We start from the raw sequence: 21074 nt of genomic DNA, 5'->3' as shown, positions 1-21074 counted from the left end.
CGGGCGGTGCAGAACGGACGGCCGCTCGCGCGGGCGGGCCGGAGCGTCCGTCGACGGCCCGCCGCTCAGCTGCGCTTCACGCGGTAGACAGCAAGACTACCACGCCAGTTCGCTCCCCACCGAATCAGCTGGCCTTCGTGCAGCACGATGCGATCGAGGATCGTCACGCCGACTTCCGGCGCGAGCGCCTCGAAGTCCTTGATCGTCAGCACCCGCACGTTCGGCGTGTTGTGCCATTGGTAAGGCAGCGATTTCGACACCGGCATCCGGCCGCGCAGCACCGACAGCCGATGCGCCCAGTAGCCGAAGTTCGGGAACGACACGATGCATTCGCGCCCGACGCGCGCGGTCTCGCGCAGGATCGCGGCCGTCTGGTGAATCGTCTGCAGCGTCTGCGACAGGATCGCGATGTCGAAGCTGTGATCCTCGAACAGGCGCAGGCCGTCTTCCAGATTCTGCTGGATCACGTTGATGCCGTTCTTCGTGCTCGCGAGCACGCCGGCGTCGTTCAGCTCGATCCCGTAGCCGGTGACGTCCAGTTCTTCCATCAGCAGCGACAGCAGCGAGCCGTCGCCGCAGCCGAGATCGAGCACCGTCGCGCGCGGCTCGACCCAGCGCGCGATCGCACGGAAGTCCGCGCGTGCGGACAGGGAATTCAGCGCTTGCTGGTTCATGCTCCCACCTCGTTGGCGATGCGTTCGTAATACGCGCGGATCAGGTTGTGATAGCGCGCGTCGTCGAGCAGGAACGCGTCGTGGCCGTGCGGCGCGTCGATTTCCGCGTAGCTGACGGTGCGCTTGTTGTCGAGCAGCGCCTTCACGATCTCGCGCGAACGCGCGGGCGCGAAACGCCAGTCGGTCGAGAAGCTCGCGATCAGGTATTTCGCCTGCGTGTGCGCGAGCGCGGCGGTCAGGTTGCCGTCGAACGCCTTGGCCGGATCGAAGTAGTCGAGCGCGCGCGTGATCAGCAGGTAGGTGTTCGCGTCGAAATAGTCGGCGAACTTGTCGCCCTGGTAGCGCAGATACGACTCGACCTCGAACTCGACGTCGAAGCTGAAGTTGTAGGCATCGAGCGCGCCGTCCGCGCGGCGCAGCGCACGGCCGAATTTCTCGGCCATGTCGTCGTCGGACAGATAGGTGATGTGGCCGATCATCCGCGCGACGCGCAGCCCGCGCTTCGGCTTCACGCCGTGCGCGTAGTAGTTGCCGCCGTGGAAGTCGGGATCGGACAGGATCGCCGAGCGCGCCACTTCGTTGAACGCGATGTTCTGCGCGGACAGCTTCGGCGTCGATGCGATGTCGATGCAATGCGCGACGCGATCGGGATACATCAGGCTCCACGCGAGCGCCTGCATCCCGCCGAGGCTGCCGCCCATCACGGCGGCGAAGCGGTCGATGCCGAACGCGTCGGCGACGCGCGCCTGCGCATGCACCCAGTCCTCGACGGTCACCACCGGGAAGCGCGCGCCGTAGGGCTGGCCGGTCGACGGATCGTCGCTCATCGGGCCGGTCGAGCCGAAGCACGAGCCGAGGTTGTTCACGCCGATCACGAAGAAGCGGTTGGTGTCGAGCGGCTTGCCCGGGCCGACCATGTTGTCCCACCAGCCGGTGCTGCGCGGATCGTCCGCGTAGATGCCGGCGACGTGGTGCGACGCGTTGAGCGCGTGACAGACGAGCACCGCGTTCGAACGCGCGGCGTTGAGCTCGCCGTAGGTCTCGACGACGAGCTGATAGTTGCCGATCACGCTGCCGCTTTGCAAGCGCAGCGGTTCGGCGAAGTGCATGGTCTGTGGAGCGACGATGCCGATCGATTCCATTCGTTCCGCCTTATGACTGGGGCGGCTAAACGGTGTCGGCGATGCGCGGAGGCGAAATTGCGCGGCTGACGACCTCTTTAGCCGCATTTGTAGTGAACCGCCGGGTCGCTCGTACATCGCGCCCCGGCCGGTTCGCGCGCCCGCAATCGAGTCAGCAAATCGGCGCGCTTCCGACCTGCCGCCAGTGGCGGCAGTCGGCAGAGTATAGCGGAATTCGCCGGCCCACGGATTGCGTGGGCCGGCGACGGCCTGCTCGGCTCACCAGCGATACTTCGCCGACAGTTGCCCGCGAACCAGCGCGTAGTCGGACAGATTGCCTTCGACGCCGACACTCGCCGAGACCGAGAAGCGCCGGCTCAACTGGCCGGTCGCGCCGATCCGGATCGCCGCCCGATCGCGCGGGACGTTGAATGAGAACGCATTGCCGTCGAGCGTCAACGCACGCGAGCCGGGGCCGTGCCACCAGTTCGCCTCGAAGAACGGCCGCAGCTCGCGTCCCGCGGCGATCGCGGTGACGCCGTGCACGCGCACGCCGACGCGGGTCAGCAGGTCGGTCGAGCGTTGGCCGTCGATGCGGCCGCCGGGCGTCGCATGTGCGTCCGCGCCGTAGTCCGAGACGACGAGCTGCACCTCGGGCTCGACGAAGAAGCGCGAGTCGCCGCGCTCGTAGAACGGCAGCGAATAGCCGGCTTCGAGCGAGCCCGTGACGGTGCGCGACCGGTACGAATCGGCGGCGAGGCTGCCGCCGACGCTGTTCGCATAGGCGCCGTACATGAACCACGCATCGGCGTACGGGCCGGACAGGATGTCGCGGCTGCCGTACCACGTGCCGTACACGCCGACGTTGTAGCCGGACACGCTGCCGCGCGCGGTCGCGTCCATCGTCCGGCGCTCGAGGGCGTTCCACAGCGGGCGCGTCGACCAGTTCGTCTCGCTGCCGTACATGCCCATCGCGCCGATGCGGACGCTGCCGCCGCGACCGTCGTCGAAGCGCAGCAGGTCGGCGCCCGCGTGCAGCAGGCGGCCGTTGCCCGACACGCTGCGGCCGCCGCCCGACATCGAGGTCATCTGGCCTTCGGCGCGCAGCCACACTGCGCCGTCGAGCGGGCCGGCGGCTGCGGTGCGCAGCGAGCGATCGTCGCGCTGATGCAGCGTGTGGACCGCCATCCACGACGCCGCATCCGCATTCGCGAGATAGGCGTCGGGCTCCGGAGCGGTCGAGTGCGCAGGTGGTACGGCTTCGGGTTCGATCGGCGCGGCGGGGGGCACCGGGGCCGGCGGTTGCGATGGTGGCGGCGGTTGCTGCGGCTCGGGTTCCGGCTGCGCTTGGGGCTGCGCCGCGGATACGAGATACCAGTCGTCGGTCCGGCCACCGCGGCCGCCGCGCTCGAGCATGTAGTCGTAGCCGCCAGCGGACAACGTGCCGAAGCCTGCGCGGTAGCCGTCCGATCCTGCATCGAGCGTGAATGCCGACACGTCGGTGGTGCCGCCGTTGCGCGTTTCGACGATCGGGATGCCGACGGTCGTTTGCGCACCGGTGCCGCCCGCGCGCTTGACGACGATGCCGGTGTCGCCCGCTGCATGGCCGCCGTCGATCACGAGGCGGTCGGTCGGAGATGCGTCGTCCTGCAGCGTCGTATGGATCACCAGCTTGCCGTTGTGCGCCGCGTAGTCGCCCGTCACGACGAGCGTACGCGGTGTCGCCAATGCGCGGGCGGTCGGCTCTGCGAACGCGATCGTCGAGTCGTTCAGCGCGACGGAGCCGACCGACGAATCCGCGGTGACGGTCCAGCGGCTGTCCGAGTCGAGCGACAGCGTGCGCACCGCATCGGTCGCGCCGGTCCACGTGGACGCGTTCGACAGCGCGACGTCCGTCAATGCCGGCGTCGGGCTGCCGTCGTCGGCCGGATGGTTCACGATGTCGCCGTACGCATGCGAGCCGGTGTCGAGCGTCAGCCGCACGGGCGCATCGTATTGCGCATGGACGGCCAGCAGCGTGCCGTCGCCGCCGGTCGCGCGCGCGCCGTTGCGCAGCGCGATGCTGCCGCCGGCCGCGTCGAGCGCGCCGTATCGGTCGCTGACGAGCGAGCCGCCATCGACGTTCAGCGCGCCGCCGTAGACGCTGGCCGCATAAGCGCCGTCGCCGCGCGTGCGTGCGTCGCTGCGCAACAGGTCGATTCGGCCGCCGGTGCTGGCGTGGAGCGCGACGGCGCCGTCGCCGTACGTATCGACGCTCATGTCGGTGGCGGTGACGACGGAGCCGCTGTCGGACGACATCGCACCGGGCGAGCCTGCGCCGCGCGTGTCGATGCCGCCGCGCGTCATCGCGATCTTGCCGCCGCGCCGCGCAATCGCGCCGGCCGCGCGCTCGCCGGTGGTCGTCACGCGCGTATCGGTCGCGTCGATGACGGGCGTGTCGGCGTATTCCTTCGATGCGTACAGCCCGTGCGCGCTGGTGCCTTCCGTGATCACGCGCGTGCGTGCGAGTGCGACGTCGCCCGCGCGCATATCGACGCCGAGCGAGCCTACGCCGCTGGCGTGCAGATACGAGTCGCTGAACGCGACCGTGGACGTGCTCGGCAGGAACAGCACCGGCGCGTAGTTGCCGTCCGTCCGGATCTCGGTGCGATCGAGCGTCGCGTGTGCGCCGTCGTAGCTGATCGACAGGCCGGAGGCGTACAGGCCGCTGGTCCGGATCGACGTAGCGGCGACGTCGATCGTGCCGCCCGGCGTCCCGATCACGTTGATGCCGGCGCTTTCCTTGCCGCGCGTGACGATTGCGCTGTCCGCGATGCGGAACTCGCCGTTCGCGCCGTAGAGGTATGCACCGTGCGCGTAGTCGCCGTCGGTATCGATCGACACGCGTTCCGCCGACGCGCTCGCGCCGCCGCGCACGTCGATGCCGACGCTGTTGCCGCCGCGCGTGCGGATTTCCGTATCGCGCAGTTCCACGCGCGAGCCCGCTCCCGATGCGGCGGCGCCGGCGGCGACGGGGCCCGTCGAAAACGCGCGGGTTTTGGCCGTCGTCGTCAGATGTCCGCCGTTGATCGCGGACAGCACCGCGCGGCCGACCTGGGTCGTCGAATAGTCGCCCGGCGCGACCTCGAGCGCGACGCCGTTGGCCTGCTGCGGGCCGCCGGCGATTTGCGCACTGGACGCCCACGGCATCACGGCACCGGCGATCAGCGCCGAATGGGCGAGACGGCGGCCGGTGCGGGTTCGAGAAAGTGGAAAGCTGCGATGGTTCACCCGTTCACCTCTGTTTGGTAACGGGCTAAAAGTAGTTAGTATGGGAGAGATTGGAAATTGGACGAGTTCGAATTTTGCCGCGCTGACGGGCAAAAGGGGCGAGGTTGGCCATTCGGTGGATGGAGCGACCGGGGCGCTCGACGCGTGCTGCGTGCGTCGAACCGTCGATAGCCGTCGATGGCCGGCGACGATGCCGGTGAGCGGCTCCGCATCGCGCAGGTTCGAGCGGATGCGCCCGGCGCATCGATCCGTCTATCGCCGGCGCGCGCCGGCATCGCCTACTGCAGAATCAGCCGCAGTTGCGCATCCGCATATTCGGTCGGCGATTTGCCGAAGCCGCTTTTCGCGTAGCGATGCCAGCGGCCGAGCACGTAGCTGACGATCAGGCTCGCGCGCATCGTCGGGTCGTAATCGCCCGGCAGCGGCGTCGTCGTGGTCGATCCACCGTCCGCGCCCGCGTCGGCGCGTGCCAGCCGCAGCGATTGCCTGAGCGACGCTTCGACTCTTTCGAGCATCTGCTCGACGCGCTCGGCCAGCCGCCCGTCTTCGCCGACCAGCGCTTCGCCGGTCAGCACGCGCGTCATTCCGGGGTTCTTCACCGCGAAATTGAGCAGCATCATCGCGATCGCGCGCGCCTGCAGCACGCCGTCGGGCTCTTTAGCGGAGATCTGATTGACGAGGCCGAAGAAGGTCGTCTCGATGAACTCGATCAGTCCTTCGTACATCTTCGCCTTGCTGGAGAAATGCCGGTACAGCGCGGCTTCCGACACGTCGAGGCGGGCGGCCAGCGCGGCCGTCGTGATTTTCTCCGGCTTCGGCGCCTCGAGCATCGCGGCGAGCGTCTGCAGGATCATCACGCGCCGCTCGCCCGGCTTCGGGCGCGGGCGGGACGGCGTGGCCTGGTGTTCCGTTACGGCAGGGTCCTGCGGATAAGTCGGCTGCATTTCTGTCGCCCCGATCGTGTGCCCAGTCGCAGCGATTTTAACGAACGAATGCGCTGGTCGACATAATGCGGACGGCCGGTGCTCGGCAGATGGCCGGGCAGGTGGCCGGTGATCCATACGGTACCGACGCCGAGGCGCTTGTAGCGCTTCAGATGGCTGCGCGTGTCTTCGACGAGGATCGCGTCGGCCAGCCGCGCATGCGCGGCCCGCATGGTCCGGCGCAGCATCGTGTGGTCGGGCTTCGCGCGCCACGCGCGGCGGTCGCGCATGTGCTCGATCGCGATCACGCGCTCGAACAGCCGCTCGATGCGCAGCGCGCGCAGCACCGCGCGCGCGTAGTTTTCCGGCGCGTTGGTCAGCACGAACTTGCGGCCCGGCAGCGCGGCGACGAGGCGTGCGAGGCCGCGCTCGGCGCGCAGCATCGCCGGCAGATCGGCAAACGTGTGGACGACCTTCAGGAAGTCGTGCGGGTCGATCGGATGATGGCGCGTGAGGCCGAGCAGCGCGGCGCCGTAGCGCTGCGTGTAGCCGGTGCGCAGGCGGTCGGCCTCGGCGCGCTCGACGTTCAGCGTGTCGATGATGTACTGCGTCATCGCGCGGTTGATCTCCGGGAAGATCGCATGCGATGCGTGGTGCAGCGTGTTGTCGAGGTCGAACAGCCAGACGGGCGCGCCGGCTTGCGGCCGGCTACGGGAGACGCGCCGGCGTCGCAGCGACGCCGGCAGTTCGACAGCGGGGGGCGGGCGGCGCGCGCTCAATGCGAGCGGATCATCGTGCCGAACGGCTGGTCGGTCAGGATTTCGAGCAGCACCGAGTGCTCGATGCGGCCGTCGACGATGTGCACCGACTTCACGCCGCTCTTCGCCGCGTCGAGCGCCGACGAAATCTTCGGCAGCATGCCGCCCGAGATCGTGCCGTCTTCGAACAGCGCGTCGATCTCGCGCGCCGACAGGTCGGTCAGCAGGTTGCCGTCCTTGTCCATCACGCCGGGAATGTTGGTCATCATCAGCAGCTTCTCGGCGTTCAGCACCGTGGCCAGCTTGCCGGCGACGAGGTCGGCGTTGATGTTGTACGACAGGCCGTCTTCGCCGAAGCCGATCGGCGAGATCACCGGAATGAACGCGTCGTCCTGCAGCGCCTTCACGACCGCCGGGTTGATCGCCTCGACTTCGCCGACCTGGCCGATGTCGATGTACTGGCCCGGATTGTCGCGGTCCGGCATCAGCAGCTTGCGCGCGTGGATCAGGCCGCCGTCCTTGCCCGTCAGGCCCACCGCATGGCCGCCGAAGTGGTTGATCAGCATCACGATGTCCTGCTGCACTTCGCCGCCCAGCACCCATTCGACGACTTCCATCGTCTCTTCGTCGGTCACGCGCATGCCCTGGATGAAGGTGCCGGCCTTGCCGATCTTCTTCAGCGCATGATCGATCTGCGGGCCGCCGCCGTGGACGATCACCGGATTGATGCCGACCAGTTTCAGCAGGATCACGTCGCGCGCGAAGCCTTGCTTGAGCCGCTCTTCCGTCATCGCGTTGCCGCCGTATTTGATCACCACGGTCTTGCCGTGGTAGCGGCGGATGTACGGCAGCGCTTCGGCAAGGATTTCTGCCTTCAGCGTGGGGGCGATCTGCGAGAGGTCGATGGGCTCGGACATGGCGGCAGCTCTGGCTGGGAACGGTTGAAACAGGCCGAATTGTACAGGAGTGGCGCAGCGCAGCATCGGGTTTTTGGGCCGGCCGGACGGCCGATGAAACGCGCCGGGCGGCCCGCCGGCCATGGCGCCGCGCATGGCCGGGGCGATCCGCGCGCGGTGTCGCGCGACGCATCCGGCACGATGCGCCGCGCCCGTTGGCCGGATGGCCGACGTGCAAAATCCGGGCGCCGCGCTATGCTTGTCCGGTAGGGCGACGTTCGTGCCCGCTTCTGCGCTCCGCCGATGACCGATACTGCCGCCGACGCCCGTTCGACCCCGCACCGCGCGCGCTGCCCGCAGTGCGGGCGCAGCTTCGACTGCGGCGCCGGCACGCAGCCGTTCGAGTGCTGGTGCACGGCGATGCCGGCCGTGCCGGGCGCCGCGCCGCCGGCGGCCGGTGCGCAGTGCCGCTGCCCCGAGTGCCTCGCCGACGAGATCGCGCAGCGCGTCGCCGGTGCGGCCGGATGAGCGGGGGAGCGCGGTCGCGGCCCGTCGGGCAGCGCGGGCAGCGCGGGCGCCGGCGCCGATCCGGCCCCTGGTGGAGCCGCCGCCCGCTAAACGGGTAAACTGCTCGGATGCAAAGAATCACCACCACCGGGCGCGTCAACCTCAGTCACCTGTTCTGGCTGCGCAATCTGGCGATCATCGGCCAGCTCGTGACGATCGGCGTCGTTCAGACCTATTTCGGCGTGCATCTGCCGTTGCCTGCGATGCTGATGGTCATCGCGCTCGAGATCGTCTTCAATGCGCTGACGTGGCTGCGCGTGCTGCGCGCGCGGCCCGAGACCAATTTCGAGCTGCTCGGCCAGCTATGGGTCGATCTCGGCGCGCTGTCGGCGCTGCTGTTCCTGTCGGGCGGCACGACCAATCCGTTCGTGTCGCTGTATCTGCCATCGCTGGCGATCGCGGCGGCCGTGCTGCCGTGGACGCTGATGGTCTGGCTCGCGGCGTTCGCGGTCGCGTGCTACGCGGCGCTCGGCTTCGACTCGGTGCCGCTGAACATGGACAACCCGGCGAACCTGTTCGACTACTACCGCACCGGGATGTGGGTGAACTTCATGGTGAGCGTCGGGCTGATCGCGTGGTTCGTCGCCCGGATGTCGAACGCGCTGCGCCAGCGCGACGCGGCGCTCGGCGAAGCGCAGACGCACCTGCTGCGCGACGAGCGCGCGGTCGCGCTCGGCGTGCAGGCCGCCACCGTCGCGCACGAGATGGGCACGCCGCTGTCGACCATCGCGATGCTGACCGAGGAGCTGCGCGACGCGGCGCGTGCCGACCCGGGGCTCGCGCGCTACGAGGCCGACCTGAAGGTGCTGGAAGAACAGATGACGCTCTGCACGTCGGCGCTCGCGCGGCTGCGCAGTCGGGCGAGCGCGCCGGCGAGCCGTCAGCCGGTCGACGACTGGCTCGACACGTTCGTCGAGCACTGGCGCCTGCGGCATCCGCACGTGCAGTTCGAGCTGCTCGGCGCGCGCCCGTCGGGCGTCGCGCTCGACGACACGGTCGCGGCCGGCCAGATCCTGACGATCCTGCTCGACAACGCGGCGCGGGCGAGCCCGCAGCGCGTGACGCTGGCCGCGAAGCTCACGCATCACGACCGCGTGGCCGACCAGATCGAATTCGAAGTATGCGACGATGGCCCCGGCATTCCTGCAGCGTTGCGGGAATCGCTCGGCTCGATGCCGGTCGACAGCACGCAAGGCGGCCACGGCGTCGGCCTGTATCTCGCGTTCAGCGCGGCGGCGCGTCTGGGCGGCGACATCGAGCTGTCCGACGTCACGCCACGCGCCGCGGGCAACGGTCGCGCGGGCGGCGCCCATCCGCAGGCCGCTGCCGCGGCGGGCCAGCGCCCCGACGAGCGTGCGCTCGAACGCATGGCGGCGGCCGGCCGCGGCACGCGTGCCGTGCTGCGGCTGCCGGTCGCGCGCATCACGGCGCCGGCCGCCTCAAACCAACACGTAGACGGAGAAACGACATGAGCGAGAACAATTTCCTGGTGATCGACGACAACGAGGTGTTCGCGGGCACGCTCGCGCGCGGCCTCGAACGACGCGGCTATGCGGTCCAGCAGGCGCACGACAAGGACACGGCGCTGCGGCTCGCGGCCGGCGGCAAGTTCCAGTTCATCACCGTCGATCTGCATCTGGGCGAGGACTCGGGCCTGAGCCTGATCGCGCCGCTGTGCGACCTGCAACCCGATGCGCGAATCCTCGTGCTGACCGGCTACGCGAGCATCGCGACCGCCGTGCAGGCAGTGAAGGAGGGCGCCGACAACTATCTGGCGAAACCCGCGAACGTCGAGTCGATCCTCGCCGCGCTGCAGACCAACGCGAGCGAAGTGCAGGCCGACGAGGCGCTGGAGAATCCGGTCGTGCTGTCGGTCGACCGGCTCGAATGGGAGCACATCCAGCGCGTGCTCGCGGAGAACAACAACAACATCTCGGCCACCGCGCGCGCGCTGAACATGCATCGCCGCACGCTGCAGCGCAAGCTCGCGAAGAAGCCGGTGCGGCAGTAAGCCGCGGGGCACAGGTCGCGAGGCATCGGCCGCCAAGCACCTGCCGCTAGGCACCGGCCCCCCGGCCCCAAACGAAAACGGGCGGCCCATCGGGCCGCCCGTTTTCAAGTCGCTGCCGCCCCGCGCGTTACAGCACGTAGCGCGACAGGTCCTCGTCCTGCGACACTTCGCCGAGCGCGCGGTCGACATACTGCGCGTCGATCGTCACGCGCTCGCCGGCGTGGTTGCCGGCCGAGAACGACACTTCCTCGAGCAGCTTCTCGATCACCGTGTACAGCCGGCGCGCGCCGATGTTCTCGGTCTTCTCGTTGACCGCGTACGCGATCTCGGCGAGGCGGCGAATGCCGTCCGCGGCGAAGTCGAGCTGCACGTCCTCGGTGGCGAGCAGCGCCTGGTATTGCTTGACTAGGCTCGCGTCGGTCGCGACGAGGATCGATTCGAAATCCTCGACCGACAGCGAATCGAGCTCGACGCGGATCGGGAAGCGGCCCTGCAGCTCCGGAATCAGGTCGCTCGGCTTCGCGAGGTGGAACGCGCCGCTCGCGATGAACAGGATGTGATCGGTCTTCACCATCCCGTACTTCGTGTTGACGGTCGTGCCTTCGACGAGCGGCAGCAGGTCGCGCTGCACGCCCTGGCGCGACACTTCGCCGCCGCTGCCTTCGTTGTTGCGCGACGTGATCTTGTCGATCTCGTCGAGGAACACGATGCCGTTCTGCTCGACGTTCTGCACGGCCTTTGTCTTCACTTCCTCGTCGTTGAGCATCTTCGCCGCTTCCTCGTCGGTCAGCAGCTTCAGCGCTTCCTGGATCTTCACCTTGCGGCGCTGCTTCTTGCCGCTGCCGAGGTTCGAGAACATCGAGCGGATCTGCTCGGTCATCTCTTCCATGCCCGGCGGCGCCATGATGTCCATGCCGGCCGACGGCTGCTCCAGGTCGAGCTCGATTTCCTTGTCGTCGAGCTGGCCTTCGCGCAGACGCTTGCGGAACGTCTGGCGCGTCGCGTTGTTGTCGTCGTTCGCGTGGTCGGCGTTGCCGCCGAAGCCCACCGCGCGCGGTTGCGGCAGCAGGATGTCGAGGATGCGGTCTTCCGCCTGGTCGGTCGCCTTGCTGCGCACCTTGCGCATCTCGGACTCGCGCGTCTGCTTGACCGAGATCTCGATCAGGTCGCGCACGATGCTGTCGACGTCGCGGCCGACGTAGCCGACTTCGGTGAACTTGGTCGCTTCGATCTTGATGAACGGCGCATCGGCGAGCTTCGCGAGGCGGCGCGCGATTTCGGTCTTGCCGACGCCCGTCGGCCCGATCATCAGGATGTTCTTCGGCGTGATTTCCTGGCGCAGCGGCTCGGTGACCTGCTGACGCCGCCAGCGGTTGCGCAGCGCGACCGCGACGGCCTTCTTCGCCTTCGACTGGCCGATGATGTGCTTGTCGAGTTCCGAGACGATCTCGGCAGGGGTCATGGTGCTCATGGGGCGGTCCTTACTCGATCGTTTCGATGATGCGGTTGTGGTTCGTGTAGATGCACATGTCGCCGGCGATCTCGAGCGACTTCTCGACGATCTCGCGCGGCGACATGTCGGTATTCTCGGCCAGCGCGCGGGCCGCGGCCTGCGCGTAGGCGCCGCCCGAGCCGATCGCGCAGATGCCGCCTTCCGGGTCGAGCACGTCGCCGTTGCCGGTGATGACGAGCGTGGTGGTCGCATCGGCCGTGATCAGCATCGCCTCGAGACGGCGCAGCATCCGGTCGGTGCGCCAGTCCTTCGCGAGCTCGACGGCCGCGCGGGTCAGGTTGCCCTGGTGCTTCTCGAGCTTCGCCTCGAAGCGATCGAGCAGCGAGAACGCATCGGCGGTGCCGCCTGCGAATCCGACCAGAACCTGGTTGTTGTAGATCCGCCGCACTTTCCGCGCGCCACCCTTCATGACGATGTTGCCGAGGGTTACCTGGCCGTCGCCGCCGAGCGCGACCTTGTCGCCGCGCCGGACCGAAACGATGGTCGTGCCGTGAAATTGCTCCATCTGCGTTCCTTGAGAAAAACGGGGAAGAGTCGGGCGGCGCGGGACGCGCCGCCGCATGAATCGCAGTGCGCCGGGAGCGGCCCGGCGCGCGTCCGATTCATTTTAGGGCGGGCGCCGGGATATCAAGAGGGGCGCGAATCGCCGGCAGCCGGGAACCGGTGCCGGAAAACAAAAAGCGCGCGGCAGGCCGCGCGCTTCCGGGAAGCAGCGTGTGGGGGCGGAACGCCGCCGATCAGTCGCCGAACAGCTTCTGGCGCAGCTCGCGGCGCTCTTGCGCCTCGAGCGACAGCGTCGCGGTCGGGCGCGCGAGCAGGCGCGGGATGCCGATCGGTTCGCCGGTTTCCTCGCACCAGCCGTAATCGCCGGAATCGATGCGGGCGAGCGACTGCTGAACCTTCTTGAGGAGCTTGCGTTCGCGATCGCGCGTGCGCAGCTCGAGCGCGTGCTCTTCCTCGATCGTCGCGCGATCGGCGGGATCGGGCACGATCACCGTCTCGCGCAGGTTCTCGGTCGTCTGGCCAGCGTTCTTGAGGATGTCCGCCTGCAACTGTTCGAGCCGATTTTTGAAGAAGGCGAGCTGATCCTCATTCATGTAATCCTTGTCGCTCATCTTCAGGATTTCGGCTTCGGTCAAGAGTTTCTTCGTCATCTGCTTGCTTCTTCAATGTGCGGCAAATCCGGAGATATTGCCTGCACTTTGGGATTACCCGCAACTGCGCTAGCAATCATTTGCGATTAGCCGCCGCGGGGCCGAAAGCCTCTGGAAAACCGGTTCTCAAATACCAGGACGGGCCTGGCGCGGATCTGCGCGCGGCGAACCGGTGTGCTGCGCGGCAGATCGCATCGGCCGCAGCCGGTGGCGGATGGGCGATCCGGCGCGGTTGCGATGCCCGGGTAATGGTTCTGCAAGAACCGGGCCTGTTATTGCCGTACTCCAGCGGGCACGTATTGTAACTGAATCGCAAGCGGCCGCCGTATCGGGTCGATCCCCGTCGGCCGCGCCAATATCTAGAAAATATAACGCGCAAATCGCGAAAAAGCGATGACGGCGAAACCCTGCCCGGCAAAGGCGCGCCGCCAGCGTCACGGCCGCCCGCCGGGCGGCCTGCGAGTTCACGCGAGACAGGCGTCGAGGCCGTCGGTGATCAGGTCCTGCGGCAAGTCGACGCCGATGAACACCATCTTGTTGGTCTTCTTCTCGGCCGGCAGCCACTTCGCCGCCAGGTCGCTGCCCATCATCTGGTGCACGCCCTGGAACACGACCTTGCGATCGACGCCCTTCATGTACAGCACGCCCTTGTAGCGCAGCATCCGCTCGCCGTAGATCTGCAGGATGCCGCCGAGGAAATCCTCGAGCTTGTTCGGATCGAACGGGCGGTCGTTGCGGTACACGAACGACTTGATCTTGTCGTCGTGGTGCGCGTGGTGGTGGTGACCGTGGCCGTGATCGTGCGTGCATTCGCCATGATCGTGGTCGCAATGCGCGTGATCGTGATCATGGTCATGATCGTGGTGATGGTGCGCGTGGTCGTCTTCCGCGAGGAAATCCGGATCGATCTCGAGCTTCGCGTTCAGGTTGAAGCCGCGCAGGTCGAAGATTTCCTTGATGTCGGCTTCGCCGAAGTTCACGACCTTGACGGTCGCCTTCGGGTTCATGTGCAGCAGGCGGTGCTTGAGCGCCGCGACGGTTTCGTCGTCGACCAGATCCGACTTCGTGATGAACAGGCGATCGGCGAAACCGACCTGGCGCTGCACGACCTCGTGTTCGTCCAGCTGCGCGTTCGCATGCTTCGCGTCGACCAGCGTGATGATCGCGTCGAGCAGGAAGTCGTCGGCGATCTCGCTGTCGATGAAGAACGTCTGCGCGACCGGGCCCGGGTTCGCGAGGCCGGTCGTCTCGATCACGATGCGGTCGAAGTCGAGCTTGCCGTCGCGCTTCTTCGCGGCCAGATCGCCGAGCGCGCGCGCGAGGTCGCCGCGGATCGTGCAGCAGATGCAGCCGTTGCTCATCTGGATGATCTGCTCGTTGGTGTCCTGAACGAGGATCTCGTTGTCGATGTTCTCTTCGCCGAATTCGTTCTCGATCACGGCGATCTTCATGCCGTGTTGTTCGTTCAGGATGCGCTTGAGCAGCGTCGTCTTGCCGCTGCCGAGGAAGCCGGTGAGGATGGTGACGGGAGTGGCCATGTCGATCGCCTGTGGTTCGTGAATCGGGGTCAAAACCAGGATGGGTACGTCGCGCCGCGAGCCGGCTGGGCCGGGCGCACAACCATCCATTGAAACATACCTGTCAAGCCTTCGCCCGTCGTCCGGACGACGGGTTGCAGCGCGCGTCGGCCGGCGCCCGACGAGCGGGCCGGCGACGAGTGGGCGGATAGATCGGGGCGATCAGACGATTTGCAACAGCAGCCCCTTCAGATATTCGCCTTCCGGGAACGCGGCGAGCAGCGGATGATCGACGCCCGCGCCGAGGCGCTTCAGGATCCGCGCGTCGACCTTCGCGTCGGCCGCAGCGCCCGCGACGATCTTCTGGAACAGCTCCGCGTCGATCGCGCCCGAGCACGAATACGTGAACAGCAGGCCGCCCGGACGCAGCAGCTTGAAGCCGCTCAGGTTGATGTCCTTGTACGCGCGTGCGGCGCGCTCGACGCTGTCGCGGTTCGGCGCGAACTTCGGCGGATCGAGCACGATCAGGTCGAACCGCTCGCCTTCGTCGACGAGCCGGCGCAGCGTCTTGAATGCGTCCGCGTCGAGCCAGCTCGCGCGCGCGGCGTCGAAGCCGTTCGCCGCGACGTTCTGCTGCGCGAGCGCGAGCGCATCGCCCGACGAATCGATCGACACGACGCGTTGCGCGCCACCCTTGAGCGCCGCCAGCGAGAAGCCGCCGGTGTAGCAGAAGCAGTTGAGCACGTCGCGGCCGGCCGCGTATTGCGCGACGAGCGCGCGGTTGTCGCGCTGGTCGACGTAGAAGCCCGTCTTGTGGCCGTGCGGCACGTCGACGTGATAGCGCACGCCGTTCTCGTCGACGATCAGCGTCGCGGGCGGCGCGTCGCCCGCGAGTACGCCGGTAGTCTGCGCGAGCCCTTCCTTGTCGCGGATCGACACGTCGGAGCGCTCGTACACGTTCGGGCAGCCGGTCGCGCCGATCAGCGCCTTCACGATCGCGTCCTTCCACGCTTCGACGCCCGCGGCCATGAACTGGCACACGAGCTGGCCGCGCGGCGCGGCGTCAGGTTCGGCGCCCGGTTCGGCGGTATCGGCGACGTAGTAGTCGACGATCAGCCCCGGCAAGCCGTCGGCTTCGCCGAACACGAGGCGCACCGCGCCCGTGCCCGACACCATCGCGTTGCGGTGCGCGACCGCGCGCTGCACGCGGCGCTTGAAGAACGCGTGGTCGATCGGCTCGGTCTCGTCGAAGCTCCACACGCGCACGCGGATCTGCGACTGCGGGCTGTACGCGCCGCGCGCGAGGAAGCGGCCGTCGTGTGCGCGCACGACCACGGTGGCGCCCGGCGCGGGCTGGCCGTCGACGCGGTCGATCGCATTCGCGTAGATCCACGGATGCCGGCGCTGCAGCGATTTGTCCTTGGACGGTTTGAGGGTGACGGTGTGCATGATGGAGTCTGAATGAGTCGTGCGGCGGCGGCCGTTGGCGGCCGCGCGCGGGGCGCATCGAACGGTACGCGCGTCAGTCGCGCTTCTTCGCGCGCGGATGCGCGCTGTCGTAAATCTTCGCGAGATGCTGGAAGTCGAGCGACGTGTAGATCTGCGTGGCCGCGACGCTCGCGTGGCCCAGCAGCTCCTGCACCGCGCGCAGGTCGCCGCTCGATTGCAGCACGTGCGTCGCGAACGAGTGGCGCAGCACGTGCGGATGCACGTTGGCCGGGATGCCGGCGGAGAGCGCCGCGCGCTTCACGCGCTCGCGCACGACGCCCGGCGCCATCCGGTTGCCGCGCACCGACAGGAACAGCGGATGCGGATCGTGCTTCACGAATTCGCCGCGCACCGCGAGCCATGCGTTGAGCGCGGCGATCGCCTTGCGGCCGACCGGCACCTTGCGCTCCTTGTTGCCCTTGCCGCGCACCGTGACTTCCGCTTCGGCGAGATCGAGCCAGCCGGCCGAGCGGTAGCCATCCGCCTGCGTGTACATGGCGTCGAGCCCGACCAGTTCGGCGAGGCGCAGCCCCGACGAATAGAACAGCTCGAGGATCGCGTGATCGCGGATGCCTTCGGTCGTGTCGGGCAGCGGCGCGTCCATCAGCGCCGATGCGTCGTCGACCGACAGAGCCTTCGGCAGCGTCTTCGGGCGCTTCGGCGCGCGCACCGCGGCCACCGGGTTGGCGGGCATCTCGATGCGCAGCGCGAGCCATCGGTAGAACGCGCGCCATGCGGAAAGCCGGTGCGAGATCGAGCGCGCCGACAGCCCGCCCGCGTGTGCGCGCGCGACCGCGCCGCGCACGTCGGTGGCCGTCAGCGTTTCCAGCGGGCGGCCGGCCGCGAGCTTCTTCAGTTCGTCGAGCTCGTGCGTGTATCCGCGCAGCGTGTGCTCCGACAGCTGCCTGACGTGTTTCAGGTTCGACAGGTAGGCGGCGATCGGATCGTCGAGCATGGGCGCGGTGTCAGTGCGGCAGCAGGCGCGTGAGCGCGGCGCTCGCGAGCGTCGCGATCTGCGCGAGGAAGTCGGTGGCCATGCCGTCGTGGAAGCGGCGCGGATCGGGCGAGCCGAGCACGAGCAGCCCGAACGCGGGCGCATCGACGCCGGCGAGCGGCGCACGCAGCGCGAGCAGCGCGACCGACTTGGGCGAACCGTCGCCGGCCGGCGCGGCTTCGGCGGTGTCGGCCGAGGCCGCGGCGTTGGCGGCCGGCGCCGCGACGGCCGGTGCGAGCCACTGGGCCGCTTCGAAACCGGTGTTCGCGCCGCAGTACGGCGTCGCCAGCCCGTTCGTGAACAGGCGCACTTCCTCGCCGACCTGGCGCGCGAAATCGGCTTGCGCGTAGGTGTCGGCGACGTCCCAGACGCGCAGCGCCGTTTGCGGCACGTCGAACACGTCGGCGATGCCGTCGGCGATCGTGCGCGGCAGCGCGTACGGGTCGCGTTCGGCGATCACGCGGGCGGTCCAGCGGCTGAACTTCGCGGACAGGCTGTCGTTCTCGTGGCCGTAGCGCACCAGCTCGGCGAGCCGGCGCTCGAGATGCTTGTTCTTGTCGCGCAGCATTTCCATCTGCCGCTCCTGCAGCGAGATCGCGGCCTTGCCGTGCGGGTTGGCGAGACGGATCGTCGCGAGCAGTTCCGCGTGTTGCGCGAAGAATTCGGGATTGGCGAGCAGGTAGTCGGCGACGTCGCGTTCGTTCATGTGGCTGGAGCGTTCAGTGGTTCAGGACGTTGAAGGGTCAGACGTTCAGCTCGATCTCGCCTTCGAACACGGTCGTGGCCGGCCCAGCCATCGTCAGCGCGGCGCGTTCATCGTGCGCGCCGTCCCAGCTGATCGTCAGCGTGCCGCCGTGCGTGTGGACGGTGACCGGCGTGTCGAGCAGGCCGCGCCGGATGCCGGCCGCGACCGCCGCGCACGCGCCGGTGCCGCAGGCGAGCGTCTCGCCCGCGCCGCGCTCGTAGACGCGCAGCTTCACCTCGTGGCGCGACACGATCTGCATGAAGCCGGCGTTGACGCGCTTCGGGAAGCGCGCGTGGCGCTCGATCAGCGGGCCTTCGGCGAGCACCGGATACGCTTCGGCGTCGTCGACGACCTGCACCGCATGCGGATTGCCCATCGAGACCGTCGACACCCAGCGCGTCGCGCCGCCGACGTCGAGCGGCCACAGCGTGTCGTTGCCGTCCGTGCGGCCGTCGAGGCCGCTGGCGTCGAACGGCACCTGGGCCGGCTCGAACACGGGCGCGCCCATGTCGACGACCACTTCGCCGTTGTCCTGCATCGTCAGCGTAATCAGGCCCTTCATCACCTGCACGCGCACGCTGCGCTTGTCGGTCAGGCCGCGATCGGTGACGAACTTCACGAAGCAGCGCGCGCCGTTGCCGCAGTGCTCGACCTCGCCGCCGTCGCAATTGAAGATCCGGTATTTGAAATCGGCGCCGTCGACGGTCGGTTTCTCGACGACCAGCAGCTGGTCGGCGCCGATGCCGAAGTGGCGGTCGGCGAGCGCGCGCACCTGCACGTCGGTGAGCGGGGGCAGCGTGTGCGAATAGCCGTCGAGCACGACGAAGTCGTTGCCCGCGCCGTGCATCTTGGTGAACGAGAGTTTCACTGGGTCCGGAATTCCATGGCGAACGAGGCGGCCGGCACGATCGACGTGGCGACGGTCGCCCGCGCGGGCAGCGTCGTTCGTCGTGCCGATCTCAGCCGTAAATGATACATGCAGCGGGCAGGGGCGTCCCGCGCCGGCCGGCCGCGCGCGGCGCCCGCGACGCATGCGCAGCGGATGTTGGACGGCGTGCGTTCGGCGGCGCGCCGGCGGATGGCGTTCAGTAGAGGCTCGGCTCGCCGGGCGGGCGCGTTTTGAAGCGCTTGTGGACCCAGTAGTACTGCTCGGGCATCAGCGGGATCTGCTCTTCGAGGAATTCGTTCATGCGCCGCGCGTCGAGGTCGTCGTCGCCGGTCGGGTAGTGATCCCACGGCTTGAACACCTTCAGCCGGTAACCCTTGTAGTTCGGCAGCACTTCGCCGATGAACGGCACGACCTGCGCGCGGCCCGTCTTCGCGAGCCGGCCGACGGCCGTCAGCGTGCAGGCGGGCACGCCGAAGAACGGCACGAACGTCGAATTGCGCAGCCCGTAGTCCATGTCGGCGCCGAGCATCACCGGCTTGCGGTCGCGCAGCCAGCGCAGCACGACGCGCGCGCTGTCCGCGCGGCCGACCATCTCGGCGTCGAAACGCCCGCGCGCCTTCTTTGCTTCCGCTTCGAGCACTTCGTTCGAGAACGGCTGGTACAGCGACCCGCAGCGGCGGTGCAGCGACCGGTTCAGCCAGATCGAGCCGGCCTCGATGCCGACGAAATGCAGGCCGAGGAACAGCGTCGGGGGCAGATCGGGATCGGTGAGGTCGACCGCGCTGTCGACCTGGATCAGCTTCGCGAGCTTGCGCTCGGAGCCGAACCACTGGACGCTGCGCTCGACGTAGCTGCGGATCGCATGGCGGAAATGCAGGCCGGCCACTTCCTCGCGCCGCGCGTCGCTCCAGTCGGGAAAGCAGAGTTTCAGATTGATATGTACGATGCGCTTGCGCCGGCTGGGGATCTGGTACAGCAGCCAGCCGAGGCCGTCGCCGAACCGCGCGGTCAGACCGTACGGCAGCAGGGCGAGCAGCTTCAGGAAGCCGATGGCGAGGTGCGTGCCGAGGCGGCCTAGCATGCGGAATCTCCGTTGGGCCGGCTGGCCGGCGCGTGGCAGACAGGGGGGGAGGACAGCGGACGATACGGCACGGGCGGCGCTCTGTGACAATTCACGAAAGCCGCTATAATACGGGCTTCGCCGAGTTAACTGACAACTTGCGGGGCGAAGCCGGCTGGCGCGAAGCGCGCTGCCCGGTCCTGGTAATCCGCTAAAGCGTCGCCGCTTCAGGCCCAACGAAGCTGGCTACGTGAAACCGACCGTAACCACACAGGAGCCTGAAAAAGTGGCAAACGATTATTTCTTCACGTCCGAATCCGTCTCCGAAGGCCATCCGGACAAAGTCGCGGACCAAATCTCGGACGCGATTCTCGACGCCATCCTCGAGCAGGACAAATATTCCCGCGTTGCCGCAGAAACGCTGTGCAACACGGGTCTCGTCGTCCTGGCCGGTGAAATCACCACGACGGCCAACATCGATTACATCCAGATCGCGCGCGACACGATCAAGCGCATCGGCTACGACAACACCGACTACGGCATCGACTACAAGGGTTGCGCGGTGCTGGTCGCGTACGACAAGCAGTCGCCGGACATCGCGCAGGGCGTCGACCGCGCGCATGACGACAACCTCGATCAGGGCGCGGGCGACCAGGGCCTGATGTTCGGCTACGCATGCGACGAAACGCCGGAACTGATGCCGCTGCCGATCTACCTGTCGCACCGTCTGGTCGAGCGCCAGGCGAGCCTGCGCCGCGACGGCCGTCTGCCGTGGCTGCGTCCGGACGCGAAGTCGCAGGTCACGATCCGCTACGTCGACGGCAAGCCCGATTCGATCGACACCGTCGTGCTGTCGACGCAGCACGCACCGGACATCGAACTGCCGGCGCTGCGCGAAGCCGTGATCGAGGAAATCATCAAGCCGACGCTGCCGGCCGACCTGATCAAGGGCGACATCAAGTTCCTCGTGAACCCGACCGGCCGGTTCGTGATCGGCGGTCCCCAGGGCGACTGCGGCCTGACCGGCCGCAAGATCATCGTCGACACCTACGGCGGTGCCGCACCGCACGGCGGCGGCGCGTTCTCGGGCAAGGATCCGTCGAAGGTCGACCGCTCGGCCGCCTATGCGGGCCGCTATGTCGCGAAGAACATCGTCGCCGCGGGCCTCGCTTCGCGCGCGCTGATCCAGGTGTCGTATGCGATCGGCGTGGCCGAGCCGACCTCGGTGATGGTCAACACGTTCGGCACGGGCCGCGTGTCGGATGCGGTGATCACGAAGCTCGTGCGCGAGCACTTCGACCTGCGCCCGAAGGGCATCATCAAGATGCTCGACCTGCTGCGCCCGATCTACGAGAAGACGGCCGCTTACGGCCACTTCGGCCGCGAAGAGCCGGAATTCTCGTGGGAAGCGACCGACAAGGCGCTGGCGCTGGCCGAAGCAGCCGGCGTCGAGCCGACCGCACGCGTCGCATAAGCGCTCCGCTGCAAACGAAA

At 68.0% G+C, this 21074-nt stretch carries 19 protein-coding genes; 4 read left to right on the top strand and 15 right to left on the bottom strand.

Going from position 1 to position 21074, the window contains the following annotated elements; translation table 11 throughout:
• Positions 1-65 precede the first annotated feature (65 nt).
• The 6 genes from metW to argB form a co-directional block, all read right to left on the bottom strand.
• Positions 66-674, bottom strand: a complete 609-nt coding sequence (metW, locus tag MYA_RS13885; protein WP_011886336.1) for a methionine biosynthesis protein MetW — start codon at positions 672-674, stop codon at positions 66-68.
• Positions 671-1816, bottom strand: a complete 1146-nt coding sequence (gene metX / locus MYA_RS13880; protein WP_011886335.1) for a homoserine O-succinyltransferase MetX — start codon at positions 1814-1816, stop codon at positions 671-673. The genes metW and metX overlap by 4 nt, the downstream gene beginning before the upstream one ends.
• Before the next feature lie 258 nt (positions 1817-2074).
• The gene (locus MYA_RS13875; protein WP_014723854.1) at positions 2075-5065 is read right to left on the bottom strand and encodes an autotransporter family protein; all 2991 of its coding nucleotides are present in this window, start codon (positions 5063-5065) and stop codon (positions 2075-2077) included.
• A gap of 278 nt (positions 5066-5343) precedes the next feature.
• Positions 5344-6009, bottom strand: a complete 666-nt coding sequence (gene slmA / locus MYA_RS13870) for a nucleoid occlusion factor SlmA (protein WP_041493916.1) — start codon at positions 6007-6009, stop codon at positions 5344-5346.
• Positions 5976-6767 carry a pyrimidine 5'-nucleotidase gene (locus MYA_RS13865; RefSeq protein ID WP_011886332.1) on the bottom strand — a complete coding sequence of 264 codons (792 nt, stop codon included), beginning with the start codon at positions 6765-6767 and terminating at the stop codon, positions 5976-5978. Before MYA_RS13865 ends, slmA begins: the two co-directional genes overlap by 34 nt.
• Positions 6764-7663, bottom strand: coding sequence for an acetylglutamate kinase (gene argB, locus MYA_RS13860; RefSeq protein WP_011886331.1), 900 nt, complete (start codon positions 7661-7663; stop codon positions 6764-6766). Before argB ends, MYA_RS13865 begins: the two co-directional genes overlap by 4 nt.
• Before the next feature lie 282 nt (positions 7664-7945).
• On the opposite strand from argB, the gene MYA_RS13855 reads away from it, so the two are divergent.
• From MYA_RS13855 to MYA_RS13845, 3 genes are all read left to right on the top strand, one after another.
• Positions 7946-8170: a cysteine-rich CWC family protein gene (locus MYA_RS13855; protein WP_014723852.1), complete on the top strand. Its 225-nt coding sequence runs from the start codon at positions 7946-7948 to the stop codon at positions 8168-8170.
• Between the two features lie 107 nt (positions 8171-8277).
• Positions 8278-9681, top strand: a complete 1404-nt coding sequence (locus MYA_RS13850; RefSeq protein WP_011886329.1) for an ATP-binding protein — start codon at positions 8278-8280, stop codon at positions 9679-9681.
• The gene (locus MYA_RS13845; protein ID WP_011886328.1) at positions 9678-10220 is read left to right on the top strand and encodes a response regulator transcription factor; all 543 of its coding nucleotides are present in this window, start codon (positions 9678-9680) and stop codon (positions 10218-10220) included. Before MYA_RS13850 ends, MYA_RS13845 begins: the two co-directional genes overlap by 4 nt.
• A 127-nt stretch (positions 10221-10347) precedes the next feature.
• Here MYA_RS13845 and hslU read toward each other — a convergent pair whose 3' ends face one another.
• The 9 genes from hslU to lpxL all read right to left on the bottom strand — a co-directional run bounded on the left by hslU (position 10348) and on the right by lpxL (position 19640).
• Positions 10348-11691: an ATP-dependent protease ATPase subunit HslU gene (gene hslU / locus MYA_RS13840; RefSeq protein WP_011886327.1), complete on the bottom strand. Its 1344-nt coding sequence runs from the start codon at positions 11689-11691 to the stop codon at positions 10348-10350.
• A 10-nt stretch (positions 11692-11701) separates the two neighbouring features.
• A complete protein-coding gene (hslV, locus tag MYA_RS13835) occupies positions 11702-12238 on the bottom strand; it encodes an ATP-dependent protease subunit HslV (RefSeq protein ID WP_011886326.1) in 537 nt (178 codons plus the stop codon).
• A 232-nt stretch (positions 12239-12470) separates the two neighbouring features.
• Positions 12471-12887, bottom strand: coding sequence for an RNA polymerase-binding protein DksA (gene dksA / locus MYA_RS13830; protein ID WP_006477498.1), 417 nt, complete (start codon positions 12885-12887; stop codon positions 12471-12473).
• 464 nt (positions 12888-13351) lie between these two features.
• The gene (locus tag MYA_RS13825) at positions 13352-14425 is read right to left on the bottom strand and encodes a CobW family GTP-binding protein (protein ID WP_011886325.1); all 1074 of its coding nucleotides are present in this window, start codon (positions 14423-14425) and stop codon (positions 13352-13354) included.
• Between the two features lie 201 nt (positions 14426-14626).
• The gene (locus MYA_RS13820) at positions 14627-15853 is read right to left on the bottom strand and encodes a class I SAM-dependent rRNA methyltransferase (RefSeq protein ID WP_011886324.1); all 1227 of its coding nucleotides are present in this window, start codon (positions 15851-15853) and stop codon (positions 14627-14629) included.
• Positions 15854-15926: 73 nt separating this feature from the next.
• Positions 15927-16847, bottom strand: a complete 921-nt coding sequence (gene xerC, locus MYA_RS13815) for a tyrosine recombinase XerC (RefSeq protein ID WP_011886323.1) — start codon at positions 16845-16847, stop codon at positions 15927-15929.
• Positions 16848-16857: 10 nt separating this feature from the next.
• On the bottom strand, positions 16858-17592 hold the full coding sequence (locus MYA_RS13810) for a DUF484 family protein (RefSeq protein WP_011886322.1): 735 nt from the start codon (positions 17590-17592) through the stop codon (positions 16858-16860).
• 37 nt (positions 17593-17629) lie between these two features.
• Positions 17630-18499 (bottom strand): diaminopimelate epimerase, encoded by an 870-nt coding sequence (gene dapF, locus MYA_RS13805; RefSeq protein WP_011886321.1) that lies wholly within the window; start codon positions 18497-18499, stop codon positions 17630-17632.
• 217 nt (positions 18500-18716) lie between these two features.
• Positions 18717-19640: a lauroyl acyltransferase LpxL gene (gene lpxL, locus MYA_RS13800; RefSeq protein ID WP_258366898.1), complete on the bottom strand. Its 924-nt coding sequence runs from the start codon at positions 19638-19640 to the stop codon at positions 18717-18719.
• Between the two features lie 226 nt (positions 19641-19866).
• Between lpxL and metK the strand changes: the two genes are divergently transcribed.
• Entirely contained in the window at positions 19867-21054 is a 1188-nt protein-coding gene (gene metK / locus MYA_RS13795) for a methionine adenosyltransferase (RefSeq protein WP_011886319.1), read from the top strand.
• Positions 21055-21074: the final 20 nt, after the last annotated feature.

This window comes from Burkholderia sp. KJ006, assembly GCF_000262695.1.
Classification (GTDB): domain Bacteria; phylum Pseudomonadota; class Gammaproteobacteria; order Burkholderiales; family Burkholderiaceae; genus Burkholderia; species Burkholderia vietnamiensis.
This window is presented reverse-complemented; position numbering and strand designations above follow the sequence as displayed.

What these genes read in the sequence shown, in the direction of transcription:
- metW (WP_011886336.1), bottom strand. Translation starts at nt 674, where the DNA reads ATGAACCAGCAAGCGCTGAATTCCCTGTCCGCACGCGCGGACTTCCGT.
- metX (WP_011886335.1), bottom strand. Translation starts at nt 1,816, where the DNA reads ATGGAATCGATCGGCATCGTCGCTCCACAGACCATGCACTTCGCCGAA.
- slmA (WP_041493916.1), bottom strand. Translation starts at nt 6,009, where the DNA reads ATGCAGCCGACTTATCCGCAGGACCCTGCCGTAACGGAACACCAGGCC.
- argB (WP_011886331.1), bottom strand. Translation starts at nt 7,663, where the DNA reads ATGTCCGAGCCCATCGACCTCTCGCAGATCGCCCCCACGCTGAAGGCA.
- MYA_RS13855 (WP_014723852.1), top strand. Translation starts at nt 7,946, where the DNA reads ATGACCGATACTGCCGCCGACGCCCGTTCGACCCCGCACCGCGCGCGC.
- MYA_RS13850 (WP_011886329.1), top strand. Translation starts at nt 8,278, where the DNA reads ATGCAAAGAATCACCACCACCGGGCGCGTCAACCTCAGTCACCTGTTC.
- MYA_RS13845 (WP_011886328.1), top strand. Translation starts at nt 9,678, where the DNA reads ATGAGCGAGAACAATTTCCTGGTGATCGACGACAACGAGGTGTTCGCG.
- hslU (WP_011886327.1), bottom strand. Translation starts at nt 11,691, where the DNA reads ATGAGCACCATGACCCCTGCCGAGATCGTCTCGGAACTCGACAAGCAC.
- hslV (WP_011886326.1), bottom strand. Translation starts at nt 12,238, where the DNA reads ATGGAGCAATTTCACGGCACGACCATCGTTTCGGTCCGGCGCGGCGAC.
- dksA (WP_006477498.1), bottom strand. Translation starts at nt 12,887, where the DNA reads ATGACGAAGAAACTCTTGACCGAAGCCGAAATCCTGAAGATGAGCGAC.
- MYA_RS13825 (WP_011886325.1), bottom strand. Translation starts at nt 14,425, where the DNA reads ATGGCCACTCCCGTCACCATCCTCACCGGCTTCCTCGGCAGCGGCAAG.
- MYA_RS13820 (WP_011886324.1), bottom strand. Translation starts at nt 15,853, where the DNA reads ATGCACACCGTCACCCTCAAACCGTCCAAGGACAAATCGCTGCAGCGC.
- xerC (WP_011886323.1), bottom strand. Translation starts at nt 16,847, where the DNA reads ATGCTCGACGATCCGATCGCCGCCTACCTGTCGAACCTGAAACACGTC.
- MYA_RS13810 (WP_011886322.1), bottom strand. Translation starts at nt 17,592, where the DNA reads ATGAACGAACGCGACGTCGCCGACTACCTGCTCGCCAATCCCGAATTC.